This is a genomic window from Chryseosolibacter indicum (assembly GCF_018598585.1).
GTDB lineage: Bacteria > Bacteroidota > Bacteroidia > Cytophagales > Cyclobacteriaceae > Chryseosolibacter > Chryseosolibacter indicus.
Window position 1 is genome coordinate 15,295 of record NZ_JAHESD010000062.1, and the last position, 17,589, is coordinate 32,883.

Sequence of the window (17,589 nt, forward strand, 5' to 3'; positions counted from 1 at the left end):
TTAATCTGTATGAGCGTTCCGGGGAATAGCGACTCCTGATAGAGGGTGAGATAAATACTTCGTTATAATCATTGGTCGTTGTTGGATCTTACTTATAGTATAATAGTGGCACACGCCAAAGGCGTGCGCCAGCAGTGAGATTAAGTTTTATCCGATTCTATGGATTGCAATTTTAACGTAGCTGGACTTTCTATGTCGCATTGTTGATGATGCAACCCCAAAATCTTGAGGGAGACTCAAAGCAGAAACTGCCTGCACCCCAATTCTCAGGATTGCCATATGATGTACAACGTGTTCCAGGTTATGAACTAGCTCACGCGTGTAATTTGTTGCTACATTATGCGGTTGTTCCATTTCATCATTGAAGTTTGCAACAAGCCATAACGGTTTGTCAGCTTTGTTTAAACCTGTGGCGATATGAGTTAGTGAGGCAATTGCAAACATACGATCTGCCTCGATGCGTTTGTTCCGTTTTCGCAGGTCATAATTAACATATCCGCCTTCATACCCATGTTCGAGCGCTGTAAAGAATTCAATGATATGCCGAACATGCTGCCCAATGGATGCGTTGGAAAGTACAGAAACGGGACTTCGGTATGCAGCGTCGTCAAGACAAGATAAGAGTTGCTGTAACTGGTCAAGCAATCTCATTAGTGGATAGACAATACGATCATTCATTGTGGGATCGTTTGGATTTGATGAATGGAAGTTGCCACTTGTGCACGTAAAGCAGAATCAGGCAACTGGTGAAGACAAGGCATGCATAAAGGAACAACTGGCCATGATCATCCTGAACTACGATACCTAATATTGTAAGATGCGAAAATATTGCTCCGACCATCAGTCCGACTCCCAGCAAGGAACCGAAAGCTGTGGTGGCAGGTATGAGGATCAGAATAGAGGCAACCAATTCCAATAAGCCTGTGACGATACGTCCCCAAGGTTCTACGCCCAGTGTTGAAAAAATGTAGATTGACTCTGGCGCTCCACTGAATTTGAAAAACAAAGTTTGAAGCATAATAGCAGAGGCTATCAGCCTTAAGCCCCAATATACGATGTTCTTTTGTTTGCGTATCATTAGTTCCGATCTTTTATAAGAGGCCATTGTTCATCTGCTTTTTGTATGAGTTGTGATTGCTCTTTCATCCATAGGCCCTTTACTTTTTGATTATAATTGAAATACAGCTTACCGTCGACAACCGTCCAGGTATCTGTTTCAGTGGGAGCTTTATGGCCATTAGCTGTACCGTAAGCACAGTATCCACCATATTGAGGTGTGTATTGTTCAGCATTGGCCTTGAATGCATCCATATTTTTGCGCGATGAGAAGAGCCATCGGGTGCCCTTGTAGAAGTGAGCAAGCGAGTCAACCCCAGGGATCGCTTTTCCTTCAGTAAAAAAGGCAACGGCATCATAACCTTTAATGGCTTTACCTTCGGTTGAGAATATCTCAGCACGTTGTGCCTGTGTATTATAAGCGGCTGCGATGCATAGCGCCGCGAGTATGATAATATGTTTCATAATCAGTAAATGTTAAGAAATCAGCGAATGAATTTTGCCCAGTTTTGATCTGCATTTGTTTTCAGGTGATTCTCATTCTTATTCCAACTGTCTAGCGTGTTGTTAAAGAATTTGTTGTAGAACAGGTAGAGCTTTCCATCGATTATCTTGAACGTTTCCGGATCTACATCTACCTTTTCGCCTTTAGCACCCATCGCATAAGCACACCAGCCACCATACTGAGGCTCATATTTCGCTGGATCGGCTTTGAATTTATCTCGGTTCTGCACAGACGCAAACCGATATGATACACCGTTGTACATTTCTACTATGTCGCTCTTACCTTTTACAGCATCATTGGATGTAAAATAGGCGACCGGGTCATACCCCTGAATAGCAAGTCCTTTTTCGATATTGAATTGCTTTTGACGTACCCCAACAGATTGTGCGGCAAGGTTACCCGCTACCAATGTGATTGAGGCTACCAAGATCACTAGAGTTTTCATATGTTCTGTTATCTTATTCGTAAATGGTTTGTATTTTGAAATCGACCAAGGAGAATTAATGGAAATTCCCCTTGCTCTTCTTATTAATGCAGCGTCACTTTAATGATGTTACTCGCAGATGGCAGCGTTGTAAACTCATTTGCACTGGGCACTGCTTCAATGACCTTGCTTTCGTCCAACGGTGTACCGGCCAGATTGAATTGCGTAATACCAGCGCCGGGATATTGGTTAACAGCAGTACCATTATCATACAGGCCTATCATCGCAGAAACGTCGCCCTTCTGCGTTGCGTCAAGATCCTGGCCGCTGGTGGCAAAGAACCAATCGTTGGAGAAACCATACATCGTGGCCAATGCGACGCGATCACCATGCGCCACAGTAAGTTGCTGAGACACCTTGCCTCCTGCAGCCCCATCGATCCTGGGCAATAACACGGTATTGCTCATATCTTTCAGAACGTATACAGCTTTCACGCCTGCTGCGGTTTTCAAGGCTGCAGCAAGCACATCGGCATTGCCCTGTTGCGCGAGTTCTTTAAGTCCCATACCGCGGTCTTTCTCTCCGGTTCTAAAGAAGGGATTTTCAGACCCTCTGTATACTACTACGAGTACCGGTGAGAGCGGTGTAAATGTGCCAGTAATTCCTGTAAGGTATGCATTCAACGCCGCGTTATCGCCGGCTTCAGCGATATCAGTCAGGCCATTGGCAGATGGTTTGTCTTTTGAATATATAGGCTCTGGCAACAGCAAGTTGCCTCCCGCTACGTACGAGATGGCCCAAACTCCTGGGCTGAATGGTGTTTCATTATTGGTTCCGCCGGAGTTATTCATGATCGTGAGCGTGAACGTAGAGTTTCCATTATATACCAAAGACAGTTTCATGAGCTGAGATGCTGGTAAATAGGTGTTTCCGTAGTCATCGGTGCCACTTACTTCTTTGATGTTCTTCGCCGGAGCCTCTGCAGCGCCTGGATGCATTACATCGGCGCTTGGAATTTGGTTGACACGCGTGCCGTTGTCCCACAGCTTTACCTGTGATGATACATCGCCAGTGATTGGAGTTCCATCGTCGTTGTACAACTTAATACCAGGATTCTCCGGGGCAAAGAAAAGATCGTTACTCCAACCATACATGGTGGCAAAGGTGAGGTATTGGTTCTTTGCTGCGGAGAACGAGAAGGACACGGATTGCCCGGGCAAGATGACTGGTGGGGTGTTTGAACCTTTAAAAGTGCCAGATTCTACCAGTGGCTTGCTGTCCAAGACGTTTTCGATTGTGATGGTGGCAGACTGCGTCTTAACGTCATCATCATCGTTACACGATACCATTGCAAGTGCTGTAAACAGCACTGCCATTGATTTCAACATGTTTTGTTTCATGAGTATTTGTATCATTTAATGACTCAAAACAACAGAAACAGTATCCCAACGTTATCGCGGATTTATAACAAAAGTATCACAGCCCTTTATTTCTTTTTTGTTCAATTTTGTATCATGGCCAGCAAGCAGATTTTAATTGTAGAGGATGACAGCACCATCGTAGAGCTGCTCATGATCCACCTTCATGACCTCGGATGCGAGGTGACTACAGCATCATCAGGACACCAAGGACTTACAGCTGCGAAAAGTAAGCCCTTTGACCTTATCATTCTCGATCTCATGCTGCCGGGGCTCAGCGGAATGGAGGTTTGCCGGAAGATCAGACAGACAGACCGGCAAACGCCGGTGATGATGCTGACAGCCCGGTCGGAGGAAATTGATAAAGTGATGGGATTGGAAACCGGTGCTGACGACTACCTTACAAAGCCTTTCAGTATCCGCGAATTCATTGCACGTGTAAAAGTCATCTTCCGAAGAAGCGAAGATCACCAAATAGTTGAGAGCGCTTCATCTGCATCGGTATTAAGTTATGGCGATTTGAAGATTGACGTGGATAAAAGAAAGGTAACGTTGAATAATGTTCGTATCGAGCTTTCGCCAAAAGAATTCGATTTGATTACGCTTCTGGCATCTAACCCAGGCAAGAGCTATAGCCGCAAAAATTTGCTGAACCTGATCTGGGGTTATGATTTCGAAGGATATGAACATACGGTAAACAGTCATATCAACCGCCTGCGAAGCAAGATCGAAGGCGATGTTGCCAATCCGAAGTACATTTTAACGACCTGGGGCGTGGGCTACAGGTTTAATGAAGACCTTTAACACCTCAAAATATGTCTGTTAAAACAATACGAGGCAATCTTCTGTTCTGGAAAATCGCAGGGGTATTCACAACCCTGCTCATTATACTGGGCATAGCGTTCGTGCTTATTGCCTCAAGGTTCTCCAAAACATATTACACCACTGCACACCAACAGCTTTATGGTGACCTGGCCCGGCATCTAGCCACATTTACACACCCTTTTAAAAATGGCAAGCCTGATACATCCGTTACGCACGACATCATTCACGCTACGATGGTTGCTAACCCCAGCGTGGAAGTATACTTGCTCGACACTGCAGGGTGCATAATCGACTATGTAGTACCTGATACAACCGTGCAGGCACATCATGTAAACATGCTTGCTGTCAAGAAATGGCTTGCCATACGAGATGGCGTATATCCTTTAGGTGATAATCCGAAACAACCTGGCGAGCCAAGTATTTTCTCCGTAGCCCCTGTATTAGAAAACAATCTTTTAGTGGGTTATGTGTATGCCGTCTTATCAAGCGAAAAGCAACGTGAAATATTGAGCACGCTTAACGACGACTTTTATTCCCGCTTGAGCACAACCATTTTCTTTGTGGCTTTGCTTGCTGCTTTTGTGGTGGGTATTGTTACCTTCTTCCTGATCACTGACAGCATATGTACTATCGCAGGTACCGTAAGGCGATTTAAAGAGGGAGACCATTCTGCAAGGATTGAAGGATATGGCAAAGGGAATCTTGGCGTGCTGACTTCTACCTTTAATGAAATGGCAGATGTAATCGTGGATAATATCGAGAAGATCACAGCTACGGACAAGTTTCGCCAGGAGCTTATCGCCAATGTGTCACATGACCTGCGCACACCGTTGTCGATTATGCGGGGTTATGTAGAAACACTGATGATGAAGAAAGACGCACTTTCGCCGGTGGAGCGAGACAAGTATCTCGCGGTGGTGCACGATGGAACGAAGAAATTGTCGGGACTGGTAGATCAGCTTTTTCAATATGCGAAGCTTGAGGCAAATGTAATCACACCACAGAAGGAGCCGTTCCGCCTTGATGAGTTGGTCTCGGATATTCTAATCGCTTATCAGCTAAAAGCAAACGAGCGTTCTATTGATCTTCGCCTGGAAACGTCGAACAACCTGAAGCCCGTATTCGCGGACATTGCCCTTACGGAAAGGGTATTTCAGAACCTTCTGGATAACGCCTTCAAATTCACGCCAGACTATGGCAACATAACCATTAGGTTAATACAGTCAGCCACTACTGTAAGGATCGAGGTGGCTGATACAGGAATAGGTATTGCGCTCGAAGACCAATCTTATATTTTTGAGCGCTATAAGCAACTCGACAAGAATCAGACAATGAAGAAAGGAATGGGGATTGGACTTGCTATTGTGAAGAAGATTCTGGAGTTACATCAGTGTGTGATTGAAGTAAGCAGTGAACCAGGAAATGGTACGGTTTTCCTGTTTGTATTACCAATTGCTGAGAAAACAGGGTCTTCCGGCTCGCTGGCCCTTCGCTCCTACTAACCTATTTAATATTCGATTTTTGGTGTTACTTCGGAAGCAGTATTTAGCGTTAAATTAATTTTCACCATTGGTTGCTGAATCATGCGATTGTTCGTTATTGTCCTTAAAGTCTGTTTTTTTCAATTCCCCACTTTCACGATACACCTTGGTGAAGAACATACAACATGGGCAAGGGCGGTGATGTCATGCTCCATTCCGTGTGACATGAATTGATGTAATCCTGGATTAGTAAAAAGAGGTCTTCCTATAAAAATTTTAGGAAACTGATTTTTCGAACTGATTTTATCGCATGATGCAAAGGACGTATATTGATGACACTTTCCGGTCTTACTCCGCTTCCCTCGCATTTAAGGTAGCATGAAACCTAAGCTTTGATTTAATTTTCTTTTTCTCACAACCCTCCTGTCCTGTGCCTACACATGCACGCGCATTGAAGAACACACTGTAGCAAGGGTACTGCATTAGGAAATAAACTCTGTGTTGGAGGTTGTCGGTCGGCAAAGACAAGCAATTAATAGGGAGGTGGTTGCTCATCTAGAATCTTGTCCTTAAATTCATCAACTAAATAAACACATATGAAATCAGGAATCATCCTATCTTTATTCTTAATAACCTCATGTCTTGCTGCATTTGGTCAAGAGGCCCAACCTCGTAAGGTTAAAAAGCAGGACGCAGCTGTGGCGGAAAAAGGACTAGTGAAAGTATCCATTATGTACCCTTTTGCAGAAGGCAAAACATTTGACATGGAATATTATGAGACGAAGCACATGCCAATGGTGGCAAAATATCTAGGCTCAAATTTGGTGAGATACACGATTGAAAAAGGCCTCGCCAGTGGTATTCCCAATCAACCATTACCTTATATGGCAATCGGTACATTCTATGTAAAGAACCTCAATGAGTACCAATCGGCAATCGCTCCTAACAGGGATGCGATAAGAGCGGACTTCGTGAATTATACGAATATAACTCCCGTAATTCTAGTAAGCGAGGTCGTTAGGTAATTTGGATGCAGCGATCCCTATGATATAATTAATCGCCCGGGTTTGCCGGGCGATTAATTTTCTACTTGCTTTTTTAAATTTAGTGTTGTTCTTGGTCCGCTTTCTATTAATGGCTCACGCTTCTTTCTGTTACCGAAGATGAAAAAGTAACACAAGAAATTTTGAAATTGATTCAAAGCTAACTTAAAAAACATTCGATAAACAAAAGAACTCAAAGAAAACTCTGCGGTTGTTAATTAAAATCAAATTTCATTTTATATACTTTTGCGTATCAGTCAACAATAACAACTCCGGTTATTGTAATCTCCTCCTACCGATTGGGTTTATCTCTACTTCTCACCTTTATATTTAACGGTAACCTTATTCACTTCTTAAGCTCTTGACAGGATTCGCCGTTGCAGCCTTCAACGATTGCCAGCTAACTGTTGCAATTGCAATAATCAAGGCAATTAGTCCTGAAAAAATAAAGAGACCGACACCAAGGCTGGTGCGATACGCGAAGTTTGACAGCCATTGATTCATTGCATAAATGGTGATAGGCACAGCAAGCACAAAACCAATAGCTACTAACTTTAGAAAGTCCACGCTTAAAAGTTGGACGATGCTTCCTACACTAGCACCAAGGACTTTGCGCATCCCGATCTCTTTTGTTCGCTGCTGCGCAGTGAAAGCAACAAGTCCAAACAACCCAAGACAAGCAATAAAGATAGTCATACCTGCAAATATGCTGAACAGCTTTGCAAAGCGTTGATCGTTCCTGTATTGCAGATCGAATACATCGTCGACGAAGTTATAGGAAAAAACATTACCCGGAAACAGGGCTTCATAGCTCAATTGAATTTGGCCCAGCACAGAAGAAAAATCTTTTGTTGCAAGTTTGATGGACACATAGCGCCCGGAACTTGTTCTTCCAAAGACAATATTTTGCTGCGCCTCATGAGCTGATGACCATTTAAAATCCTTGTAGACACCAACCACGCTGGCTGCATTACCACCAATGTTAAGTGATTCGTCGATTGCTTCAGAAGGATTTTGGTATCCAAGATTTCTTGCAGCGGTCTCGTTGATCATCACCATCCAAGGCTCATTTCCGGCCTCTGCCCCACTCATCTCACTGAATTCCTTTCCTGCTACGAGCTTTAGTTCATAGAGGTCTGCAAAGGCAGAATCAATGTAAGTTACTACTCCCTGGAGGGCTTTTGCCGGGTCATCAGTAGACTTTCTGATGGCGGCACCATTCCAGTTAAAACCCTGTCCCGGTATAGTCGATGAAAGCGCGGCTCCTTTCACTCCTGCGATTTTTTTTATTTCGTTTATAAAGGCTTGCATAACCAAAGGGCGATTCACGCCTTCACCAATCATTCTAGGTCCTCCTACTGCGACTACTTGTTCTAAGTCAAGACCAAGGTCCAGTGTTCTCATATAATTCAATTGATTGTAAACAACACCGGTTCCGCCAACAAGTACAATGCACGTCATGAACTGAACGACAACTAAACCTTTTCGAAGCCATAAATGAGAGGACATGTATGATGTTCTTCCTTTAAGAACAGATGCGGGACGAAATGAAGACAATACAAATGCAGGGTATAACCCGGCAAGTAAAGTTCCCGATAATAGGGTGCCAGCCAAAGCAATGACAAAGCCAGGCTCTAGCCATTGACTGATCTCCAGCTGTGTTTCAGCAATGCTATTGACTGTAGGAAGCAGTGCTGCGGTTAACGCAAGAGCAATGACCACAGCGCTGATATTGGTGATTGCTGACTCATAAAGAAACTGAACCACAAGTTGCCCGCGTTTTGCACCTACCACTTTCCTTACTCCCACTTCTCTCGCGCGATTCAATGCCCGCGCTGTTGCCAGATTTATATAGTTTACCAGTGCGATTGTTAACGTGATTAAGCCAATTACCAGGAAGAAATACAACGTTTTGTAACTTCCTGAAAGGATACTTCCAGCACCTGATATTTCCGAATTAAGATGGATGTCTGATAGGGGTTGGGCATGCATGACAGCATTACCACCTTGCTGTTTTATGACTTCGCCGCGATGCTTTAAAAAAACGTCTGTCATTTTCTTCTCTAGAGTTTTCAGATCAGCTCCAGGGTGAACTTCAATGTAAGTAGTGAAGTTATTCCAACTCCAGCCTCCCTCGGGCTCTGCTGAATAATCAGGACCGTTAAGTAAATCTGCCATTGGCAGCAACATGGTGAACTGCAAGTGAGAATTTTTAGGAACCTCGCGAAGAACTCCTGCTACAGTAAAAGTTTTCTCTATGTTGCCCACGATTTGTAAAGTTTGACCTATTGGGTCAGTCTCACCAAAGTATTTCTTTGCAGCCGACTCTGTAATCAGAATGTTTCCGCGCAACAGCTGAATTGGTGGATTGCCCTCAACGGCTGGAAAAGAAAACATTTCAAGAAAGTCCTCATCTGCATACAGGATTCGATTCTCTTCATATGTTTTGTCAGGACTTAAAGGATTAGTAACAAGAGCATCTTCAGAATGCAACCTTGTTATACGGGTAATATCAGGCACACCTTCCTTCAATGCAGGAGTAAGCGATTGGGCGGTATAAGCGTGTCCCATACCAGGATCTTCGCTCCCTCTGGCCCATGCTTGTAAAACCCTATAGATTTGATTTCTCTTATCATGGAATCTGTCAAAACCTGCTTCGAAAGTAACATATTGGAAAATGATCAGGCAGCATGTCATCCCGATGGAAAGTCCTACCACGTTAATGGTAGAAAAGCTTTTGTTGCTGAAGAGATTGCGCCATGCAACTCGTATATAGTTTCTGAACATAACGATTTGGTTAGGTTTCGTTCATGGCACCTTCGCAAGAAGAGTGCCATACGGTACTTCAATCAGAAATTTGCTGATTCGGCATGGAGGATGAGTTGTTCTGTGCGTTTATGGGATTAATCAAACCGAAATCGAACAATGCTTCAGTTTAGTAAATGATACATACAAATTCGCCTGCTGTTGTTGATTATTCTTCCTCGACTTCTGTCAACTACTGCGGCATACGAAAGCTTCCCTTGTCACCGTGCTATCGTTAAATGAACAGGTAGATCTTTTAGGCAGGGAAAATCCGAATGAAACGTGAACGAAGCGCGACCGAAGCTACGACCCCACTAATTCCACACTTCTCAACTAGAAGAAGTTTGAACTAAAACTGCGGTCAAGACTAAATCTCCATTCTTTTACATTTCCTGTCCCTTGATAAGAAGTCATCTTATACGTCAATTTCAAGGGAGTATTGATAAATTCTTTTGTAATCATTCAAGACCGTAAACATTCCTTTGTAGTAGTGTTACGTTTGAAACGGATTGCCGCGGCTAGTGCTGGAAAAAAATAACTAAACCAATATTTATGGCTTCTGGAAGAACATAACTTCTTGTTAGCCATGAAACTTCACAAGCAGTTTAATAGAAGCACAAATAGGTTACGTATGCCGAACAGAAGTTTTTGTGCCGGTTTATGCCATTGTGTGTCTGTTATTCATAAGAAAGCCTAAAAAATGCCGGATAGGCATTCTTTTACACAATGGATAAGCATACTTGAAGTATCCTAAGTGTATGCTATATGTATACCCGAAGTATTAGCAGTGTATAGGAAGAGTATTAAAATGCGCGGGAGTGTATTAGAAATACCTTTTTGACCTTCAGCTCTTTCATAATAAACGAAACGGCACTTTTAGATATGTTCAGCATTGCATTGTTTGTGAAGATCGGAAGCAATCAATTGCTTCCTGCCCAACTCAACCGAAATAATTAACAATCGTCTTTATGTGTATTAGAGGATTGAAGACTTAGTTAATTTGAGATCCTGTTCCGCTGTTGAAATATGCTGAGGAAGTCGATGAAGAGCAATCGTATAAGCACCAATGGAAATGGCTCGGTTTGTTCCAATTCGTGACTTGATTATACCAATACGCTTTTCACTTTCATATGGTACTTTTCGATTTGAAAAGGGAACCTCTACCTCTTGATCTTTATAACTCAGAAATTGCTCAAATGACTGCTTGTCTTCAAGGTCGTATACTTTACTGACTAATCGGGGAATGTGCCTGCCATCAAGCGTCTGAATTGTTCCATTCATGTGCTCAATAATTTTAGGAATAAGCAATGAGTAAGCACCTGAAATTCCACCTCCGATAACAATAATCCCATCTATTAGCGTAACGGCATGGCAAAGCGATTCCGCAATCACCAATGCCACCTCATTAAATACTTCAAGGGCTGCGGATCTATTACCAGGTTTGATACCCTGTGCTATTTCACTGATGTCCTTGGGCATTAACCTTGAATCGGTGTTACCCGATTTTTGGGCATAGGCCATTTGAATCGCCTTGGTGCTCATTTGTGCTTCAGCAAACATAGCTGGGTTAACGATACTTCGGGATAGCCAGATTTCACCACCGGCAAAGTTATCTCCCTCACACAGTGTATTGTTAACGACAAGCCCTGCACCAAACCCTGTTCCTAGTGTTATTCCAAGAAGATTGGAATAGCGTTTGGATACATTTCTCTCAAATAAACAACCGTTGATGTATGGCAAGGCACCTGCCATTGCTTCCGCGTAAGCAAAAAGGTTTCCGTCATTGCCAATAAAAGTGGGCAACTTAAAATAGTCCTCTAACATTGGGCCCAACGCTATTCCGCCATCTTTAAAAGCAGGAAGATTGGGAAGCTTGCCGATAATGCCCGCCCTGTAGTCAGCAGGTCCTGGAAACGCAAAACTTATTGCTATAGGAGCCTCCGGAAGTCGCGACTTTACTTGCTCAAAACCCGTAATAATAGTGCGGAGGCACTGATCAAGGTTATGGGCATTGGACTCCATTATAATGGGATCAACGATTTCCTCTCCCCCTTGAATTGCAGAGAACACAAAATTTGTCCCCCCTGCATCTAGCGTCATGACGATACGCTTATCGGTATAAATACTCATGGTTTAAAAATCAAAATTAGCCAAACCGGTTTAGCTAAACAATACATGCAGGAACTTAGGAATAGAATTACACCCCCTGCACGTATTCTATTACTGCATATGCAACAAGAGGTAAAAATCGACTCTGCCTTTGAAACTACCCGCACATTTTAAAGTAGTTATGTCTTTTGTATACAATTTCGGATAAGAAATAAGGAACATTAGAAAACGATGAGAACGTATGAATAGCAAGCAAGTTTTCGGAACGTTCACAGCTATTAACCTATACAAAAGCGCTAGGGGGAAAAATTCAACGTTAAGCAATATCAGTAACAATTCGCTTACCAGACGTTTACCCAGGATCAATAAAAAAGAAAGCAACGCTTGTCACATTGGCAAGCATTGCTTCTTTGTTTAGCTTATTAAATAAATTCACACGTAACCTATAGGGATTACTCATAATCAAATTAGACATCACAAGTAGTAGTCACCTGCAGCTTCTGGCTGATACGTTACTTTCTGGACTTCAAACATTCCAATTCCATTTGGAATTCGCCATGACACTACATCGTTTTCTTTTCTTCCTAGCAGAGCCAGTCCGATTTCCGAAAAAACCGAAACTCTTCTTTCCCGGGGCTCAGCATCTTCAGGATAAGTTATCGTAATCTCTGCTTCTATTCTGTTCGTCAGGTCCTTCAACTTAACTCTTGAGTTCATCGTTACAACGTTGTCCATTATTTCATGTTGAGGCAATAATTTCGCTTCGCCCAAATTCTCCATCAATTGACTTGTTACTTTTGGCATTTTTGCTTTTAAGGAAGCGAACTCTATTAGTCCCATTAACCTTTGATAATCATTTACTGTAATTGTTATTGGTTTTTGCATCATTTCTTATTTATAAGATTGACTTATTTAAAATTTTACTCAAGTTGTTCTTTCGTCTTTGCTCGCTCTTGGTCCTGATAGATACTTAATATATAAACGAAGACGATTACAGGAAGAGAAAGCAAAATTAAACCATGTGAAGTAAGACTCTCCGCATAGCCATCTTTTAAAACAATTGCTAAAAGAAGAATCAGCATTGTTCGAATCATATCATTTATAGGGTCCTCTATTTTATTCTTAATGTTCGTCATGATGATAGTTTTTGATACTTTATCTCATTGAGAGTTAACATATCCGATTGCAATCGCACCCAGTTTTTAAGGGCTGCGCGTTCCCCGTTGTCCAGGTATTTAAATGCCTTTCTATATTCTTTCCTGAATAGTTTTTTATCAAAACTTATCTTAGAGAGAATAACTTTAGAATATTCAAGCATACTAAGCTTAAATTTCCTTTCATTCATAGTGATGATTTTAGTAGGTGAAAAAAAACAAGGGGACTGAGACTTGTGTCACAGACCCACGCTTACTAAATGCGAAATAAAATTGTCCGTCCGTATAATGGACGGGTCAGGAATGAAAGATTAAAGGCGTTATGTATTCACAGCCAAGTGGATTTGACGTCATGAGCAATTGCCCACACGTAAATCCGTGCCAAAAAGTATGGGTATTTTTCATGATCAAAAAATTAAAACACAATTATATATTCTGTCTATTAGCAATATACTTTTTTAACGTCATTATATGCTTATTGGTTCAACCTCTTATTGCTACAACAAAAGATCTAATCCATCTATAATATGTGCTGCAAAGGCGAATAATTCTAAAATCATCAATAGCGTGATAATAAACCAAAGCAATACGCGACCTTAATTTTGTATCTTCGACATTATGAAATTTGTTTATTGATACAAAGATTAGCCTTAAGCACTGGATCATTCAACCTATGGTCTAAACTTTTCCATACCTATAGTAGATGACATAGTAGATGACAACCATAGCTGGTTGTAATTCGTTGTAATTTTCTTCAGCTGTTTATGAAAAATCAAAAGTGGTTCCGGACTTATATCTTCATATGGACCGGACAGTTTATATCAACGCTCACAAGTTACGCCGTACAATTTGCGGTAGTTATCTGGCTTAGTTTAGAGTACGATTCTGCAGAAGTATTGGCTTTCGCAGGAATTGCCGGATTATTGCCGCAAGCCCTTATCGGTCCGTTCGTGGGTGTATTCATTGACCGTTGGGATCGCAAAAAGGTAATGATCTATGCCGACGCATTTATTGCATTCTGCGCATTTGCAATGACATTTGTATTGAAAGAGGGCGGAGACTTGTTGTTGGTTTACGTGTTGTTGGGTTGCCGCTCAATTGGAAATGCTTTTCATACTCCTGCTATGCAGGCCGTTGCCCCGCTCATCGTACCGGAAAGTGAATTGCTTCGGGTTTCCGGTATCAATCAGATGTTGCAGTCTGTTAGCAGCATCGGCGGCCCGGCTTTAGGAACTCTGGCTATAACATTTTTCTCAATCTCTAATGTATTGTACCTGGACGTATTTGGTGCCGTCGCAGCGATTGGTTCATTGCTATTTGTAACCATACCTCGTTTAGACGCTACAGCACATTCGTCAATGTCTACGGTACTTACAGAACTTAAGGATGGGTTTAGTGCCATCTATTCCAACAAAGGACTGGGCTTTTTATTTCTCTATGCGATGATCGCAACGTTCTTTATTATGCCCGTTGCTGTGCTGTTCCCGCTACTTACAACAGGACATTACGCTGGTGGAAAGTGGCAGATGAGTCTTATCGAGATCGTGTGGGGAATCGGTATGCTTGCTGGAGGTTCACTGTTGGGAATGGCACGAGTCAAAATATCGAAAGTCATTCTGGTAAATACAATGCACATAATACTGGGATTCACGTTTGTACTATCCGGTTGGTTTCCCCCCTCCTGGTTCCCTGGTTTTGTTCTCGTTACAACCTTGGGAGGGATGTCAATGTCCATTTTCTCAGCCGCATTCATGACAACCATTCAGGAAGAAGTAGAACCACACATGCTCGGCCGGGTATTTTCCCTGTATTTCAGCATGGCCCTCCTACCCAGCATGGTTGGACTATTGTTTACCGGTGTCATTGCTGAAATAATCGGTGTTACTAATGCCTTCCTGATATCGGGCACGGCCGTGTTACTGGTAGGAATAGTTTCTTTTCTCACGCCTGCACTTATGCGGCTCGGGAAGAAAGATGAGAAACAAGGCAACTTTCAACCCCAAAATTCCTAACCCAACTTGTCGACAGTGCTTCTGGTGCACCGGTCGTAACTTAACAGCCATCATCGGAACTTGAATAATTGTTTACATTAAATGGTTATATTTGAGCAACTTATTTAATCGAATCAGGCTCTCTGCTTTTCCAAGTGAGAATATATGATCTGTCTCCATGGATTCAATAAGGAGTTTAACTCCAAATGAATTATGGAAACCACCAAAGAACCACAAATTACTTCTGCATCTCCCCTTCTCAATAGCATTCGAAACACAAGCAAATCGCTCGTACTTTCTGAAAAGCAGCTCTCTCGCTGTTATGACTCTCTAAAAAGCGATCAACAAATACTTCTTGAAAGCAATAAACTACTACATGAATCAAGAGTTGTTCTGCAAAAGGCATTGCCAAAGCAATCATCATTATAGAACAACATCCCTTTCAAAAATAATATAAGCGATGATGGTTCGGAATGTTGACCGCCTACAAATTACGAATGTCAGTGTTGAAGTTATTTCTACTACCTTTTCAATCATTCAGCTTTACTGCATGACCAATTTCTAATCTCGTTGCAAGTTTCCATTCACAAGACGCGATATTTTATTGGGATTGGAGTCTTGAAGCTCGGCTGGCAACAGCCACTGGGGAAAGCCTTGGTAACAAACAGGGCGTGCAAAACGTGTAATTGCTCGTGTTCCAACTGAGGTTGAACGACTGTCGGATGTTGCAGGGAAAGGTCCTCCGTGTACCATGCTATGGCATACTTCAACTCCCGTAGGATAACCGTTAATGATGAGTCGTCCGGCTTTTTGTTCAAGCACCGATACCAGCGATGAAAATTCCTTCAGATCGTTTTCTGTAGCATGCAGTGTCACTGTCAAATGTCCGGAAAGTTTGTTTGCAACAGCCATCAAGTCTTCACGCTTGGCTGCTGTAATGATCAATGAAGAAGGACCGAAAACTTCTTCTTCCAGGGTATGTTCATTTAAAAAAGTATTTGCTGTTGTTTCAAGCAAGGAAGGTATTCCCTGATAACCATCTCCTGCATTCTTACCAGTTGCAAGGACTCTAACCCCTTCTACTTTCTGTAGCCTCTCAACCCCTCGAGAAAAATTTTCCTGCATTCCATGCGTAAGCATTACCCCTGAGGTAATATCTCCAAACACGTTTTTAATTCTCTTTTTAAACGCAGTACTCCCTTCAGACTCCTCAACCAACACAAGTCCTGGATTAGTACAAAACTGGCCAACACCCTGCGTAATGGATGCAGCAAGCTCTGATGAAATTTGCTCACCTCGTTGGCTCAACGCCTCAGGAAGTATAAAGACAGGATTGGTGCTTCCCATTTCTGCAAATACAGGAATAGGCTCCGCTCTCTTGTTCGCCTCATCGAAGATCGATTTCCCTCCAACATAGGACCCTGTAAACCCAATTGCTTTTATCAGCGGATGTCTTACAAGAAACTGTCCTGCCTCAATGGATTTACCGTATACCATAGAGAAAGTACCATCGGGCATCCCACTTATCTTTACGGCTTCTACTATTGCATTGGCTACGAGCTCGCATGTTCCAGGATGAGCTGGATGGGCTTTAAAAACAACCGTACACCCTGCAGCAAGCGCAGAAACCGTATCGCCGCCGGCAACTGAAAATGCAAGGGGAAAATTGCTGGCTCCAAAAATCCCGACAGGTCCAAGGGGCCTGAGCATACTTCGCACATCGGGCTTTGGTAGTGGCAATCTTGCCGGATCAGCTGTGTCTATCCGGGCATCAACCCAGGAGCCCTCACGCAAGAGTTGAGCAAACAATTTTAGCTGCCCAACAGTACGACCACGTTCACCAATGATCCTTGCTTCCGGCAGGCCTGTTTCTTCTGTACATCTTTGGATGAGCTCAGCACCAAGCGCAACAATTTGCTCCCCTATTGCTTCAAGAAAGTCAGCTTTTTGAATCCCCGTCTTATCCCGATATTCTTGAAATGCTACACTTGCCTTTTCTACCGCAGCGTTAATCTCGGCGGGCGTTGCCTCAAAAAATTCCGGACTTAAAACAGCACATGTAGCAGGATTTTCTGCTTGAAAGGTTTTGCCGCTTCCTGATCTTTCACTTCCTATAAAATTTTTCCCTGTCAACTTCATATGTTAATTCTCCTCAAGCTACTGTATTAATCAATGTACCAATCGGTTCAATGGTAATGTGTATGGTGTCGTTTTTTTGTAGTGTAAAATCGCTGGATGGTACAATGCCCGTGCCCGTCATTACAAAAGCACCTGCAGGGAAACTGCATTCACGATATAGAAAAGACACCAGGTCTTCGAACTTCCGTACTATCTGATTGATCGCGACATTCCCTTCGAAAACAATTTTATCTGAGCGAAGAATTTTCAAATAAATGGTGGTATCAGGACTGAGCGGCTTCTCGGCAACGTAAATGCCCGGTCCTATTGCAGCTGCGCCATCGTAAGTTTTAGCCTGGGGAAGATAGAGAGGATTTTCCCCTTCAATGCTTCGTGAGCTCATATCATTACCAATGGTATATCCTATGATTTTACCCGAAGTTGTTACCACCAGCGTAAGTTCAGGTTCGGGAACATCCCAGGCAGAGTCTTTTCGAATTCGCACTTTACCCCGATGACCAACAACACGATGCGGAGTTGCCTTGAAAAATATCTCCGGACGTTCAGCTTCATAAACCCGGGCATAAAAATCACTTCCTCCCGCAGACTTCGATTCTTCCTGACGACCAACTTTACTTCTGTAATAAGTGACACCACATG

General features: G+C 42.7%; 17 protein-coding genes. 5 read left to right on the top strand and 12 right to left on the bottom strand.

Annotation, left to right across the window (positions count from 1 at the left end; all coding sequences use genetic code 11):
• Window positions 1-147 precede the first annotated feature (147 nt).
• From KK060_RS20135 to KK060_RS20155, 5 genes are all read right to left on the bottom strand, one after another.
• Window positions 148-678, bottom strand: coding sequence for a hypothetical protein (locus tag KK060_RS20135; protein WP_254155620.1), 531 nt, complete (start codon window positions 676-678; stop codon window positions 148-150).
• Complete coding sequence (locus tag KK060_RS20140) at window positions 671-1,078, bottom strand: DoxX family protein (RefSeq protein WP_254155621.1); 408 nt, start codon at window positions 1,076-1,078, stop codon at window positions 671-673. Before KK060_RS20140 ends, KK060_RS20135 begins: the two co-directional genes overlap by 8 nt.
• Window positions 1,078-1,521 (bottom strand): YHS domain-containing (seleno)protein, encoded by a 444-nt coding sequence (locus KK060_RS20145; protein WP_254155622.1) that lies wholly within the window; start codon window positions 1,519-1,521, stop codon window positions 1,078-1,080. The genes KK060_RS20140 and KK060_RS20145 overlap by 1 nt, the downstream gene beginning before the upstream one ends.
• A gap of 20 nt (window positions 1,522-1,541) precedes the next feature.
• The gene (locus KK060_RS20150) at window positions 1,542-2,006 is read right to left on the bottom strand and encodes a YHS domain-containing (seleno)protein (RefSeq protein ID WP_254155623.1); all 465 of its coding nucleotides are present in this window, start codon (window positions 2,004-2,006) and stop codon (window positions 1,542-1,544) included.
• Window positions 2,007-2,089: 83 nt separating this feature from the next.
• Window positions 2,090-3,385: a spondin domain-containing protein gene (locus KK060_RS20155; protein WP_254155624.1), complete on the bottom strand. Its 1,296-nt coding sequence runs from the start codon at window positions 3,383-3,385 to the stop codon at window positions 2,090-2,092.
• Between the two features lie 114 nt (window positions 3,386-3,499).
• On the opposite strand from KK060_RS20155, the gene KK060_RS20160 reads away from it, so the two are divergent.
• The 3 genes from KK060_RS20160 to KK060_RS20170 all read left to right on the top strand — a co-directional run bounded on the left by KK060_RS20160 (window position 3,500) and on the right by KK060_RS20170 (window position 6,734).
• Window positions 3,500-4,207: a response regulator transcription factor gene (locus tag KK060_RS20160; protein WP_254155625.1), complete on the top strand. Its 708-nt coding sequence runs from the start codon at window positions 3,500-3,502 to the stop codon at window positions 4,205-4,207.
• Between the two features lie 11 nt (window positions 4,208-4,218).
• Window positions 4,219-5,730 carry a sensor histidine kinase gene (locus KK060_RS20165; protein ID WP_254155626.1) on the top strand — a complete coding sequence of 504 codons (1,512 nt, stop codon included), beginning with the start codon at window positions 4,219-4,221 and terminating at the stop codon, window positions 5,728-5,730.
• Between the two features lie 575 nt (window positions 5,731-6,305).
• Complete coding sequence (locus tag KK060_RS20170; RefSeq protein ID WP_254155627.1) at window positions 6,306-6,734, top strand: EthD family reductase; 429 nt, start codon at window positions 6,306-6,308, stop codon at window positions 6,732-6,734.
• A 360-nt stretch (window positions 6,735-7,094) separates the two neighbouring features.
• Here KK060_RS20170 and KK060_RS20175 read toward each other — a convergent pair whose 3' ends face one another.
• The 5 genes from KK060_RS20175 to KK060_RS20195 form a co-directional block, all read right to left on the bottom strand.
• Window positions 7,095-9,539 carry an ABC transporter permease gene (locus KK060_RS20175; protein WP_254155628.1) on the bottom strand — a complete coding sequence of 815 codons (2,445 nt, stop codon included), beginning with the start codon at window positions 9,537-9,539 and terminating at the stop codon, window positions 7,095-7,097.
• A gap of 993 nt (window positions 9,540-10,532) precedes the next feature.
• Window positions 10,533-11,687 carry an ROK family protein gene (locus KK060_RS20180; RefSeq protein ID WP_254155629.1) on the bottom strand — a complete coding sequence of 385 codons (1,155 nt, stop codon included), beginning with the start codon at window positions 11,685-11,687 and terminating at the stop codon, window positions 10,533-10,535.
• 453 nt (window positions 11,688-12,140) lie between these two features.
• Window positions 12,141-12,554: a GreA/GreB family elongation factor gene (locus tag KK060_RS20185; protein WP_254155630.1), complete on the bottom strand. Its 414-nt coding sequence runs from the start codon at window positions 12,552-12,554 to the stop codon at window positions 12,141-12,143.
• Between the two features lie 32 nt (window positions 12,555-12,586).
• Window positions 12,587-12,802, bottom strand: coding sequence for a hypothetical protein (locus KK060_RS20190; protein WP_254155631.1), 216 nt, complete (start codon window positions 12,800-12,802; stop codon window positions 12,587-12,589).
• Entirely contained in the window at window positions 12,799-13,011 is a 213-nt protein-coding gene (locus tag KK060_RS20195; RefSeq protein WP_254155632.1) for a hypothetical protein, read from the bottom strand. The genes KK060_RS20190 and KK060_RS20195 overlap by 4 nt, the downstream gene beginning before the upstream one ends.
• Window positions 13,012-13,584: 573 nt before the next feature.
• Between KK060_RS20195 and KK060_RS20200 the strand changes: the two genes are divergently transcribed.
• Both KK060_RS20200 and KK060_RS20205 read left to right on the top strand, forming a co-directional pair.
• Complete coding sequence (locus tag KK060_RS20200) at window positions 13,585-14,832, top strand: MFS transporter (RefSeq protein WP_254155633.1); 1,248 nt, start codon at window positions 13,585-13,587, stop codon at window positions 14,830-14,832.
• A gap of 192 nt (window positions 14,833-15,024) precedes the next feature.
• Window positions 15,025-15,240, top strand: a complete 216-nt coding sequence (locus KK060_RS20205; protein WP_254155634.1) for a hypothetical protein — start codon at window positions 15,025-15,027, stop codon at window positions 15,238-15,240.
• A gap of 132 nt (window positions 15,241-15,372) precedes the next feature.
• On the opposite strand, the gene KK060_RS20210 is transcribed toward KK060_RS20205, so the two are convergent.
• Window positions 15,373-16,950 carry an aldehyde dehydrogenase (NADP(+)) gene (locus KK060_RS20210; RefSeq protein WP_254155635.1) on the bottom strand — a complete coding sequence of 526 codons (1,578 nt, stop codon included), beginning with the start codon at window positions 16,948-16,950 and terminating at the stop codon, window positions 15,373-15,375.
• A gap of 13 nt (window positions 16,951-16,963) precedes the next feature.
• The coding region (locus tag KK060_RS20215) for a fumarylacetoacetate hydrolase family protein (protein WP_254155642.1) at window positions 16,964-17,589 on the bottom strand (626 nt) is incomplete at its 5' end.